Origin of the sequence: Streptomyces spongiae, assembly GCF_009377185.1 — a bacterium.
In the GTDB taxonomy this organism is placed as follows: Bacteria; Actinomycetota; Actinomycetes; order Streptomycetales; family Streptomycetaceae; genus Streptomyces; species Streptomyces spongiae.
In genome coordinates this window covers 1-11516 of sequence record NZ_VJZC01000316.1, presented here as the reverse complement: position 1 = coordinate 11516, position 11516 = coordinate 1, and the positions used below count along the sequence as shown (strand labels likewise).

The window sequence follows — 11516 nt, the reverse complement described above, 5'->3', positions numbered from 1 at the left end:
GCCCGACCACGTCCCCCGCCCCCAGGCCCGTACGACGTTCACCGAGGGCACCGTCCTGGTCCTGTACACGGACGGACTGATCGAGCGACGTACCGAGGACATCGACAGGGGGCTGGCCCGACTCGCCGACGCCCTCACGCGCCACCGGCGGTCCGACCCCGAGGACCTGGCCGACGCTCTCCTCGCCGACCTCCTCCCGCCCACCGGCACCACGGACGACACGGCCCTGATCGTCCTGCGCCTGTAAGGACCGGGGGATCCGGGTGTCAGAAGAACCGGAAGGACCGGCTCGGTGCCTATGGCGTCGAGCCGGTCCTTCGGTGTGCGTGGGCGTTGTCGCCGGCCGCGGTGGTCAGTCCGTGCCGGACTCCATCGCCGCGCGGTCCAGCACCGCGTCCTCCTCGGAGACCTCGCCGCGGGAGGCGATGGCCTCGGCGCCGCCCTCCGGGAGGGCGCCGATCAGGCCGGTGGCGGCCGCCTGGGCCGCGCCCATGGCGGGGCTGCCGGTGCCGATCAGGCCGAGCCCGGCGTACTGCTCCAGCTTGGCGCGCGAGTCGGCGATGTCGAGGTTGCGCATGGTGAGCTGGCCGATCCGGTCCACCGGGCCGAACGCCGAGTCCTCGGTGCGCTCCATGGACAGCTTGTCCGGGTGGTAGCTGAACGCCGGGCCCGTGGTGTCGAGGATCGAGTAGTCCTCGCCGCGCCGCAGCCGCAGGGTGACCTCACCGGTGACCGCCGAGCCGACCCAGCGCTGCAGCGACTCGCGGATCATCAGGGCCTGCGGGTCGAGCCAGCGGCCCTCGTACATCAGCCGCCCGAGGCGCCGTCCCTCGGCGTGGTACTGGGCGAGGGTGTCCTCGTTGTGGATCGCGTTGACCAGGCGCTCGTACGCCGCGTGCAGCAGGGCCATGCCGGGGGCCTCGTAGATGCCGCGGCTCTTGGCCTCGATGATCCGGTTCTCGATCTGGTCCGACATGCCGAGTCCGTGGCGGCCGCCGATGGCGTTGGCCTCCATGACGAGGTCGACGGCGGAGGCGAACTCCTTGCCGTTGATCTTCACTGGGCGGCCCTGGTCGAAGGCGATCGTCACGTCCTCGGTGAGGATCTCGACCTCGGGGTCCCAGAACCGTACGCCCATGATGGGCTCCACGGTCTCCACACCGGTGTCCAGGTGCTCCAGGGTCTTGGCCTCGTGGGTGGCGCCCCAGATGTTGGCGTCGGTGGAGTACGCCTTCTCCGTGCTGTCCCGGTAGGGCAGGTCGTGGGCGAGGAGCCACTCCGACATTTCCTTGCGGCCGCCGAGCTCGGTCACGAAGTCCGCGTCCAGCCAGGGCTTGTAGATGCGCAGGTGCGGGTTGGCGAGCAGGCCGTAGCGGTAGAACCGCTCGATGTCGTTGCCCTTGAAGGTCGAGCCGTCGCCCCAGATCTGGACGTTGTCCTCCAGCATCGCCCGGACCAGGAGCGTGCCGGTGACGGCACGGCCGAGGGGGGTCGTGTTGAAGTACGCACGTCCGCCCGAGCGGATGTGGAACGCACCGCAGGTGAGCGCGGCCAGGCCCTCCTCGACCAGCGCCGCGCGGCAGTCGACCAGCCGCGCGATCTCGGCGCCGTAGGTCTTCGCACGGCCGGGCACCGAGGCGATGTCGGGCTCGTCGTACTGGCCGATGTCGGCGGTGTAGGTGCACGGGACGGCACCCTTGTCCCGCATCCACGCGACCGCGACCGAGGTGTCGAGGCCGCCCGAGAAGGCGATGCCGACGCGCTCGCCGGCGGGAAGGGAGGTGAGGACCTTGGACATGGGAAGAGTATGCATGCTTTCGCATGATCATGCAAAGCCCTCAGGTCACCAAGCCCTCGCCTCCCTGTCTGACTGCCTGCCTCGGCGATCAGTGCGCCGGCGCCTCGGTGTTCAGGACGCCGGCGCCGCGGTGGTCAGGCCCCCGTCGCCTCCGCCGCAGCCCGTCCCACCTGGCGGCCGGAGAACAGGCAGCCGCCGAGGAAGGTGCCCTCCAACGAGCGGTAGCCGTGGACGCCGCCTCCGCCGAAGCCCGCGACCTCGCCGGCCGCGTACAGACCAGGGATCACCTTGCCGGCGTCGTTCAGGACCCGGCCCGACAGGTCGGTCTGGAGTCCGCCGAGGGTCTTGCGGGTGAGGATGTTGAGGCGTACGGCGATGAGGGGGCCGGCGCTCGAATCCATGATCTTGTGGGCCGAGGCCGTGCGGCTGAGCGTGTCGCCGGGGTAGGCCAGGGCGTTGCGGATGCCCATGACCTGGACGTCCTTGGTGTACGGGTTGTCGATCTCCCGGTCGCGCGCGTCGATCTGGCGTTTGAGGTCGTCCAGCTTGATCAGGTTGTCGCCGGTGAGCTTGTTCATGCCCCTGACGAGTTCCGAGAGGGACGTCCCGACGACGAAGTCCACGCCGTTCTTCTTGAACTTCTCGATGGGCTCGGGGGTCTGCCAGATGCGCGAGAGCAGTTGCCAGACGTTCTTGTTGGTGAGGTCCGGGTTCTGCTCGGAGCCCGAGAGCGCGAACTCCTTGGCCATGATCTTCTGGGTGGTGACGAACCACGAGTAGTCGTAACCGGTGTCGGTGATCGACTTGAGGGTGTGGAGGGTGTCGTAACCGGGGATGTCGGGCGTGCCGAAGCGCTTGCCGGTCGCGTCGAACCACATGGACGACGGGCCGGGCAGGATGCGGATGCCGTGGCCCGGCCAGATCGGGTCGTAGTTCCTGAGTCCCTCGGTGTAGTGCCACATGCGGTCCGGGTTGACGATCCGTCCGCCCGCCTTCTCGGTGATCGCCAGCATGCGGCCGTCCACGTGCGCCGGGACACCGGTGATCATGGACTTGGGCGGGGCGCCGAGGCGGGCGGGCCAGTTCTGCCGTACGAGGTCGTGGTTGGCGCCGATACCGCCGGAGGTGACGATCACGACCGGTGCGCGGAGCTCGAACTCGCCGACGACCGTACGGGAACTGGGCTTGCCGCGCTGGGCGTTGCTCGGTTCCAGGATCGCGCCGCGTACGCCGGTGACGGCGCCGCCCGTCGTCACGATGTCGTCCACGCGGTGCCGGAACTTGAAGGTCACCTTCCCGTCCTCGACGGCGGCCCGCACCTTCTTCTCGAACGGCTCGACGACCGCCGGGCCGGTGCCCCAGGTGACGTGGAAGCGGGGCACCGAGTTGCCGTGACCGTCCGCGAGGCCGCCGCCGCGCTCGGCCCAGCCGACGATCGGGAACCACTGCATCCCGAGGCCCGCGAGCCAGTCGTGCTTCTCCTCCGCGGCGAAGTCGACGTACGCCTCGGCCCACTTGTACGCCCAGTAGTCCTGGCCCGACGGGTCGCTGATACCGCGGTCGAAGCCGGCCGTGCCCAGCCAGTCCTGCCAGGCCAGGTCCTTGGAGTCCTTGATGCCCATCAGCCGCTGCTCGGGGGAGTCGACGAAGAACAGGCCGCCGAAGGACCAGAACGCCTGACCGCCGAGGCTCGCCTCCGGTTCCTGGTCGAGCAGCAGCACCTTGCGTCCCGCCGCGGCCAGTTCGGCCGTGGCGACGAGTCCGGCGAGCCCGCCGCCGACGACGATCGCGTCGGCGTCCTGCGACTCGGCCGAGAACGCCGGTACGGTCTGCGACGCGAGGGCGGCGCCGGCGAGCACGCCGCCCGCCGCGGTCAGGGCGCCGCGGCGGCTGATGCGGGCCGGGGATGCTGCGTTCTCCATGGGCTGCCTTCCGGGAAAGGTGCGCAGGGTGCGGACAACCGCATTGCGGGACAACCGAGTTGAGCTGCAACCGGGTTGCGGGACGTAAAGGTTGGGGGCAAACGGGTTGCAGGACGAACAGGTTGGGGGGGACAAACGGATTGAGGGGACCAAACGGTTGCGGGCAAGGGGAGGGTGTTGCTCCGACCGTCGCCCTGTTACCGTCGGTAGCCGCCAAGGAAAGCAGGCCGCCGCAACGGCGCGGTAGTTGCCGGGCGTCAACGCGGGGGCCTTTCGTTGTGGCCCGACGACATTGCCCGGAGCGGGGAAGGGGCTCATGACTGTCGTTCACGAACGCGAGCCGGTCGCCGAGATCCTGCGGGCCATGGCCGCCGACAGGGACGTGTGCGGCGAACTGGTCGACGCGGCGAGAACGCACTCCCCCGAGGTGGCCCGGCTCACCGAGGCGGAGACCCACTCGCATGCCGCCGCCCTGATCCGCGCGGCCGGCACCTGGTTCGCCACCTTCGGCCGGGTCGAGGAACAGGACTTCGCCGCCGCCCTGCTGCTCGGTGCCGACCGGGCGGGCCAGGGCATCCCTATGACGGCGGTGCTGCGCGGTGTCCAGGCGGCGCTCACCCGCGCGGTGGAGATCACCCTGGACCGCTGCCGGTCCGCCGGGGTGCCCGACAGCACCCTGCTGACCGTGGTCCTCCGGCTGAAGGAGTACGGCGACGCCGTCGAACGCCACGTCATCAACGGATACCGCGCCGCCGAGCGGGGCAGAACGCCCGACGGTGTGAGCGAGAACCGGACGAGGCTGCTGCGGCAGCTGCTCGTCGGCGGCGTCGTCCCGTCCTCCGAGGAACTGGCCAGGGCCGGGCTGCGCCCGGACGGCCCGTACCACTGTCTGGTCTCGGACATCGGCGACTCCGCCCGCTCACGCCTCCTCTCCCGGCGCCTGTCCGCACTCCGCGGAATCTCCGGGCTGGTGGAAGGACGCCTGGTGGGGCTGTGCCCCCGGGTCCCCCGGAGCGAGGAGATCGAGGCGAGCACGTTGGTCGTCACCTCCCCCGCCGCTCCGCTCGACGGGCTGCGCCCGATGTACCGGCTCTGCGTACGGGCCGTCGGCATCGGTGAGCGGCAGGAACGGCGGGGCCTGTACGACGTCACCGACTTCGCCGCCGAGATCGCCCTGGCGGACCAGCCGCTGCTGGGCTCACTGCTGGGCGAGCGGCTCCTGGCCGGCCTGGACCGCTCCGACGGCTTCCACCGCCAACTCGCGCTCACCGCCCAGGCCTTCCTCGACAACGGCCGCCGGCTGGACCAGACCGCGGCGGCCCTGTTCACGCACCCCAACACCGTCCGCTACCGGCTCGGCCGGCTCCAGCAGCTCACGGGAGTGTCACTGACCGACCCCCAGCCGCCCACCGATCCCCAGCCGGAGAACCGCTCCGGTCCCTTGAGCACCCTGCACTGGTGGTGGGCCCTGACCACATGGCTTCGCGCGGACGCGGACGCGGACGCGTGAGCAGGCCGTTGTCAGTGGTCGGCGCTAGCCTCGGAAATCCGAGGGTTTACCCCGTTCCAGGAGGTAATCATGGCCGCGCGACTCAACCCCTACATCACCTTCGCCGGAGACGCCCGCCAGGCGCTGGAGTTCTACAAGGAGGTGTTCGGCGGCACCCTGGCCCTCAACACCTACGGGCAGTACGGCCAGGAGGGCACCCCGGACGCCGACAAGATCATGCACGGCATGCTGGAGACGCCGAGCGGCCTCACCCTGATGGGCGCCGACACGCCGACCGGAGAGCACAACCCGGGCAACAACTTCTCGGTGAGCCTCAGCGGCGACGACGAAGCCGAGCTGCGCGGCTACTGGGAGAAGCTGTCCGCCGGCGGTTCCGTGGCCGTCCCCATGGAGAAGCAGATGTGGGGCGACGTCTTCGGCATGTGTACGGACCGCTTCGGCATTCCGTGGATGGTCAACATCTCCGAGTCGGCCGGCTGACCGCACACGGGGCGCGGCCGCGGGGGTGAGCGGGACGGTGAGCGGGATCATGCCTGTAGGAGGTGCGAGAGGCCGGCCGCGTCGAACGCCTTGATGACGTCGTCCCGGTCCTCCAGGAAGTGCTCCCAGCTGTCCATGTGCGCGGCGACCACACGCCGGGCGCCCAGGATCTTCGCGGCCTCGGCCGCCATCTCGCTGTTGATCGTGATCAGTTCACCACCCACCCGGGGCGACCTGACAGCTCCGATGAAGAGCACGGCGGTGTCCACCGGGCCGAAGCGGTCGGCTGTCTGCCGGACGGCGTCCATGGAGGCGTTGTCGCCGCTGACGTAGACGGCCGGCAGGTCGTCGGCGGTCAGCACGAAGCCGACGACATCGCCCATGACCTGCTGCGCGAGGCCGTCGGGGCCGTGAAGGGCAGGCACAGCGGTGACGGTGACGATGCCACCCTCGGGGCCCTGCAGCGTGGCGGACTCCCAGTCGGCGAGCCCTCGGGCGTTGCCGCCCAGCCGTCCGGCCCCAGTGCGGGTGGTGAACGTGACCGGGACCGACGTCAGCAGTGCCCGGCCTGAGTGGTCGAGGTTGTCGGCGTGCTGGTCGTGCGAGAGCAGGACGGCGTCAATGGGGCCCAGATCGGCGGGGTCGGCCAGGGCGGGAGCGGTCTTGACCAGGGAGAAGTCCTCGGTGACCGGGTACTCGCCGGGCTCGTCGAAGGTGGGGTCGGTCAGCAGCCGCAGCCCTCCGTACTCAAGGAGCACCGTCGGGCCGCCCAGCAGGCGGGCGGGGATCTGCTCATGGGTGGCAGGAGTCGTCAAGGCACACACCTCTCACGGATGAAGTGACACGGATGAAGTGACACGGGTGGAGCGACATCAGTGACGTGGCACGGGTGGAGCGACACGGGTAGGGCGACATCAGTGAAGTATCACGGATGCAGCTCCTTCTATCCGTGAGAGACCGTACCCATGCCTCACGGATGGGCGCAAGCCGTACCATGAGAGTCATGCAGGAGACCGTGACCGACGACCTGGCTCCGCCACCCGCGCCCGGAGCCGAGCAGCACCCCGCTCTCGACTTCGCCAACAGTGCTGTCGCGCTGCCCGGCGGCCAGTTCGTCGACCTCCTCGGCACACCGGACGCCACGAACCAGTGGCTCTTCCAGCACGGTCTCGCACCGGTCGACGCGGGCCTCAGGGACATGTGCGCGTCCCAACTGCGTTCCCTGCGCGAGCAGATCCGCGCCCTGCTCGCCTCCCACGTCGACGACCACCCCGCTCCCGCCGACGCCCTGAACGCGCTCAACACCGCGATGACCAAGGCCCCCGCGGCGGCCCTGCTGCACTGGGACCCCACCCGGGGCCTCTACCGCACCGCCTCCCACCCGGTCACCCAGATCCTCGACCACGCCCTGGCCGTACTGGCCACCGACGCGGCCGACCTCCTGACCGGCCCCGACGCCGAGCGCCTCACCGCCTGCCCTTCGGCCCCCTGCACCCGCTACCTGCTGCGCCACGGCCGCCGTCACTGGTGTTCCACCCGCTGCGGCGACCGCGCCCGAGCCGCCCGCGCGTACGCCCGCCGCACCCAGGGCCGGTCCGGCTGACTCCTCCGCCCGGCAGAACCACTTTCCGCCTCACCGCTCCGCGGCTGACCACCGAGGCGCGATGTCACGTGTGAGAAGCGGCACTTGACGATCAGCGGGCCCACAGCGCGGAAGCGCCACCCCCCGCACGGATCATCAGTTATCGTTTCGTGATCATTCCCGCAACATCCGATCACACGCTCATCACACTCTGAAAGAACATGACCGCGCACAAAGCCAAGCCTTCCAACTCCCGCCGCCGACAGGACGGTCGGGCGGCAGCCCCCGGGCGCCGGGGGCGTCGAAACCGCCGGAGCAAGGGCCTCTGGCTGGGAGGGCTGGCGGGGGTGGCCGTTCTCGGGGCCGTCGGATTCGCCGCTGTGGGGTGGATATCGGGAGGCGAGGGCGAGTTACCGGACGAGGCCGGCTCCACCACGCAGGCCAGGCCCACGTCCGCGCCGTCCCGGACCACGCCGAGCCCCACCGCTCCCCGGAGCCCCTCCTCCACGCCCAGTACGTCTCCCACCGCGTCCAGCACGTCTTCCATCTCCCCGGCCGACATCCCCTCCACCGGGCCGGGAACGTTCGCCACGGCCTCCGGCGGAAGCGGCAAGGTGGGCAAGGGCAGTGCCCTGCGCTACCGGGTCGACGTCGAGGACGGCATAGATCTGTCCCCCGAGGACGTCGCCGAGGAGGTCGAAAGCATCCTGGCCGACCCCCGCGGCTGGACGACGGACGGCCGGTCGGCGTTCCAGCGGGTCTCCGGAGGCGCCACCGACTTCGTCGTCCGGGTCGCGACGGCCACCACCGTCGACAAGATCTGCGGGGAGTCCGGGCTGAACACCCGCGGCGAGGTCAACTGCCGTGTCGGCGACAACGTCATGGTCAACCTCAAACGCTGGCACCTGGCAACACCCGTGTACGCCAAGGACATCACGGCCTATCGCGCGCTCATCATCAACCACGAGGTCGGTCACTTCCTCGGCCACGGCCATGCCGGCTGCCCCGGCAAGGGCAAACCGGCACCGGCGATGATGCAGCAGATCAAGGGCATGAACGGATGCGTCCCCAACGTCTGGCCGTACGACGAGGAAGGCCGACTCATCACCGGGCCCTCCGTGCCCTGATCCGGAGCACATCAGAGCCCTTTTCACCGGGGCACCGGGGCACCGGGTGGGCCGACCGCGTGGCAGCCAACCGGGCCGTCGCCTACAAAGGTGTGATCGCCGTCGACGACAACCTCCGAAGGTTGACATTGCGACAAATGACGCGGGCAGGACAGAGGGCAAGGCAGGAGTCATGAGCGACCAACGCAAGGTGGCCCCCGCGCGTCGCCGGGGACTGGCCGACGAGGTGGCCGACAGCATCCGGGAGGCCATCTTCAGCGGCGCCTACGCCCCGGGCGCACAACTGCGAGAGGTCGAGCTCTCGGGTGCGCTGGACGTCAGCCGCGGCCCGGTCCGCGAGGCGCTGCTCAAGCTGGAGCGCGAGGGCCTGGTACGCAGCGCATGGCACCGTGGCGCCACGGTGACCACGTTGTCCCCCGACGACGTGGCCGAGCTGGACAGCCTGCGCGGCGCGCTGGAGCAACTCGCCGTCCGGGAGGTGGTCGCCCGCGGCTCGGACGAGGACATCGCGGCCGTCGAGAAGGCCGTCGAGAAGGCCGTCGACACCATGGACCGCGCCGCGGACGAGCACGAGATGGTGTGCTGCGACATCGCCTTCCACGACGCCGTCTACGCCGCGGCCCGGCACCGGCGCCTCGAAGAGGCGTGGCAGGCCCCCGCTGCCAGGTCCATCTCTTCCTGCTCACCCGGATCGGCCGCAGCACGGACGGCTACCTCTCCCACATCCCCGCCGAACACCGCGAACTCGTCGCCGCACTGCGGGCCCGCGACACCGAGGCCGCCCTGGACCTCTTCGCCGCGCACCGCCGCGAGGCCTTCGCCGTGCTCACGGGACCGGGAGACGCGGACTGACCGGCCCCGGCGGGCGACCGCCGCCCGGCTGACGCCTCCTCCGACTCCAGTACGTCCTGTACATCCAGTGCGTCCAGGACGGCCAGGACGGCCAGGACGTCCAGGACGGCTTGGGCGCGACCGAGCCAGTTGGCCGGCCCGCCTCATCCCTGGCCGCCGCGCGCCGACAGCGCACCGCGGAGGCAGCGGGTCAGGCGGGCCGCGATGCTGCCGTCGGGGTCGAGGCGGGGGTTGAAGATCGTGACGTCGAGGCCGTGGGCCCGCTCGTCGGCCAGCGCCAGGCACAGCACGGTCTCCAGCTCGGACCAGCTCAGCCCGCCGGGCAGGCGGTAGTCGACGGCCGGCATGACCGCGTCGTCCAGGACGTCGACGTCGAGATGGACCCAGTACCCGCTGCTCCGGTCGGCGCCGAGCAGGTCGAGGGCGCTACGCGCTGCCGCCTCGGCGCCGGGTTCCCGTACGCCATCGAGGTCGACCGTGTGCAGTGCGGGCGGCAGCGGCTGCATCCCGGCCCGCGCGGACTCGGCGGCGTCACGGAAGCCGAAGGCGACGACGTCCTCGTCGTGCACCAGGGGCCCGCGACCCTCCAGGTCAGCGAGCAGCCGGGGGCCGCGACCCGTCGCCAGCGCGAGTTCCATCGAGGCCGCCTCGCCGTTGGGTTCCGCCGACGGCTGGTAGAAGTCGGTGTGGCCGTCGAGGAACAGCAGGCCGGGTCGTCCGCGGCGGCGCAGGGCGAGGAGGTTGCCGAGCAGGATCGTGCAGTCACCGCCGAGGACGACGGGGAACCCGCCGCGGTCGAGGACGGCGCCCACGGCATCGGCCAGCCTGACGGAGTACCGCGCGATGGCGACCGGGTTGAGGACGCCCGTCTCCTCGTCGCGCCCGGGGTCGTACGTCGGTGCCTCGACCCGGTCCGCTCTCACCGTGCCGGGGTGGTCCAGCAGTCCGGCACGGAACAGCGCCTCCGGCAGATCCTCGACGCCGGAGGGCCGCAGTCCGAGCACCGACGGCGCCTCGATGATCGCCAGCTCCCGCACACCGACCGCCTCCCTCACTGCCCCAACGGACCCCCGGGTCCAGGATCGGCCTCCCAGCGACACGCCGCACGCACGGCGTGTCGCTGGGACTCCAGAGCCAATCGACGGCCCCGCCGGACAGGACTAGGACCGAGCCCCGCCTGACCGGGTTCGGACGATCGCGAACACCGCGGCGGCCAGGCCCAGAACGCCCACGCCCAGCCCGGCGGCGCCGAGCCCACGGGCGGTCGAGTCACTGGCGTCCGAGGCTTCACTGGTGTCCGAGGCCGCCGTCGCGCTCTTCGCGCCCTCCGCGCCCTCCGCGCCCTTGGCGGTCAGCTCAAGTGTCGGCGCCGGGTCCTCCGGCTCCTCCCCGCCCGACTGCGCGGCCTCGATCCAGCGGACGATCTTGCCGTCGGAGTAGGTCTGGAGCGCCTTGAAGGTCAGCCGGCCGGTATCGTCGGGCAGTTGGCCAAAGGCGACGTCGAAGTCCTCGTACTGACCGGCCCCGATCTTCCCTCCGGTCCAGGTGATCTCGGAGACGGCCTCGGTGATGGTGCCGTCGTCGGTCTTGACGGGGGTCTTGAGCTTGGTGGTGGTCACCTTGGGCGTCCAGCCGTCCTGCGGGTGGACGAGGACGCCGAGGACGGGGTGGTCGGTGGGCAGGAACACCTGCACCTTCGTGGTGTCGGCGGTGTCCTCCTCGTTGGGCACGCGGAAGGCCAGGACGCCGTCCGTGGCGCCCTTGGCGTAGCTCTCGGGATGGACGGTGACGTGCGCGGAGGCCGCGCCCGCCGCGGTGAGGACGGTGGCGGCGCTCAGGGCGGCGACGGCACCGACGCGTCGCAGGGTGATGTGGGTCCTGGTGCGTGTCGGAGTGTGTGTCGGGGGGTGGGTCGGGATGTGTGTCGGGGACATGGGTGGTCGATCTCCGTACTGGGAAGGGCGTGCTGGGGTCAGTTCGCGTACGGGATCGACGTGGGCGGACCCCGCCGGTGGACGGCGTACCGCAGCAGCACCTGCCGCAGTGCCCTCGTCCCGTCGGCGACCCGTCGTACGAAGCGCGGTGCGCCCGGTACGGGCCGTACCCCTTCTCGCGCCTGCCACCAGGCGGCCAGCCCCGGCACGAGCGCGACCGCCCGGCGCAGCAGCGACCACAGCGCCGCCTCACCTCGCCGCAGCCACCAGGTCAGCACGACGGCCGCCGTGACATGGGCGGCGGTGGGGTG

General features: G+C 70.9%; 11 protein-coding genes and 2 pseudogenes. 7 read left to right on the top strand and 6 right to left on the bottom strand.

Translation table 11 applies throughout. The features are described 5' to 3' along the window. Positions 1 to 247: SpoIIE family protein phosphatase (locus tag FNH08_RS31955; RefSeq protein WP_152775014.1), on the top strand; the 247-nt coding region annotated here is incomplete at its 5' end. A 105-nt stretch (positions 248 to 352) separates the two neighbouring features. Here FNH08_RS31955 and argG read toward each other — a convergent pair. Both argG and FNH08_RS31945 read right to left on the bottom strand, forming a co-directional pair. After that, positions 353 to 1798, bottom strand: a complete 1446-nt coding sequence (gene argG / locus FNH08_RS31950) for an argininosuccinate synthase (RefSeq protein ID WP_152775013.1) — start codon at positions 1796 to 1798, stop codon at positions 353 to 355. A gap of 134 nt (positions 1799 to 1932) precedes the next feature. Then, positions 1933 to 3720: an FAD-binding dehydrogenase gene (locus FNH08_RS31945; RefSeq protein ID WP_152775012.1), complete on the bottom strand. Its 1788-nt coding sequence runs from the start codon at positions 3718 to 3720 to the stop codon at positions 1933 to 1935. A 316-nt stretch (positions 3721 to 4036) separates the two neighbouring features. On the opposite strand from FNH08_RS31945, the gene FNH08_RS31940 reads away from it, so the two are divergent. Together FNH08_RS31940 and FNH08_RS31935 are read left to right on the top strand one after the other, a co-directional pair. Next, a complete protein-coding gene (locus FNH08_RS31940; protein WP_152775011.1) occupies positions 4037 to 5230 on the top strand; it encodes a PucR family transcriptional regulator in 1194 nt (397 codons plus the stop codon). A 69-nt stretch (positions 5231 to 5299) separates the two neighbouring features. Further along, positions 5300 to 5710, top strand: coding sequence for a VOC family protein (locus FNH08_RS31935; protein WP_152775010.1), 411 nt, complete (start codon positions 5300 to 5302; stop codon positions 5708 to 5710). A 47-nt stretch (positions 5711 to 5757) separates the two neighbouring features. Here the strand turns inward: FNH08_RS31935 and FNH08_RS31930 are convergent, their stop codons facing one another. Continuing rightward, on the bottom strand, positions 5758 to 6534 hold the full coding sequence (locus FNH08_RS31930; protein WP_322725851.1) for an MBL fold metallo-hydrolase: 777 nt from the start codon (positions 6532 to 6534) through the stop codon (positions 5758 to 5760). 179 nt (positions 6535 to 6713) lie between these two features. Here FNH08_RS31930 and FNH08_RS31925 point away from each other — a divergent pair, with 179 nt between their 5' ends. From FNH08_RS31925 to FNH08_RS53665, 4 genes and pseudogenes are all read left to right on the top strand, one after another. Further along, a complete protein-coding gene (locus FNH08_RS31925; RefSeq protein ID WP_228034477.1) occupies positions 6714 to 7313 on the top strand; it encodes a CGNR zinc finger domain-containing protein in 600 nt (199 codons plus the stop codon). 326 nt (positions 7314 to 7639) lie between these two features. Continuing rightward, entirely contained in the window at positions 7640 to 8419 is a 780-nt protein-coding gene (locus FNH08_RS31920) for a DUF3152 domain-containing protein (RefSeq protein ID WP_322725850.1), read from the top strand. Positions 8420 to 8591: 172 nt separating this feature from the next. Beyond that, positions 8592 to 9014: pseudogene (locus FNH08_RS53670) on the top strand (GntR family transcriptional regulator); the annotation flags it as partial. A 50-nt stretch (positions 9015 to 9064) separates the two neighbouring features. Continuing rightward, a complete protein-coding gene (locus FNH08_RS53665) occupies positions 9065 to 9271 on the top strand; it encodes an FCD domain-containing protein (RefSeq protein ID WP_322725852.1) in 207 nt (68 codons plus the stop codon). Positions 9272 to 9414: 143 nt separating this feature from the next. On the opposite strand, the gene FNH08_RS31910 is transcribed toward FNH08_RS53665, so the two are convergent. The 3 genes and pseudogenes from FNH08_RS31910 to FNH08_RS31900 all read right to left on the bottom strand — a co-directional run. Beyond that, positions 9415 to 10308, bottom strand: coding sequence for an arginase family protein (locus tag FNH08_RS31910; RefSeq protein ID WP_322725849.1), 894 nt, complete (start codon positions 10306 to 10308; stop codon positions 9415 to 9417). Positions 10309 to 10431: 123 nt separating this feature from the next. Further along, positions 10432 to 11205 carry a YcnI family copper-binding membrane protein gene (locus tag FNH08_RS31905; RefSeq protein ID WP_152775006.1) on the bottom strand — a complete coding sequence of 258 codons (774 nt, stop codon included), beginning with the start codon at positions 11203 to 11205 and terminating at the stop codon, positions 10432 to 10434. A 38-nt stretch (positions 11206 to 11243) separates the two neighbouring features. Next, positions 11244 to 11516 (bottom strand): annotated as a pseudogene (locus FNH08_RS31900) (hypothetical protein); the annotation flags it as partial.

Excerpts from the sequence above, each read along its gene's own strand:
- argG (WP_152775013.1), bottom strand. The coding sequence starts at position 1,798 with ATGTCCAAGGTCCTCACCTCCCTTCCCGCCGGCGAGCGCGTCGGCATC.
- FNH08_RS31945 (WP_152775012.1), bottom strand. The coding sequence starts at position 3,720 with ATGGAGAACGCAGCATCCCCGGCCCGCATCAGCCGCCGCGGCGCCCTG.
- FNH08_RS31940 (WP_152775011.1), top strand. The coding sequence starts at position 4,037 with ATGACTGTCGTTCACGAACGCGAGCCGGTCGCCGAGATCCTGCGGGCC.
- FNH08_RS31935 (WP_152775010.1), top strand. The coding sequence starts at position 5,300 with ATGGCCGCGCGACTCAACCCCTACATCACCTTCGCCGGAGACGCCCGC.
- FNH08_RS31925 (WP_228034477.1), top strand. The coding sequence starts at position 6,714 with ATGCAGGAGACCGTGACCGACGACCTGGCTCCGCCACCCGCGCCCGGA.
- FNH08_RS31905 (WP_152775006.1), bottom strand. The coding sequence starts at position 11,205 with ATGTCCCCGACACACATCCCGACCCACCCCCCGACACACACTCCGACA.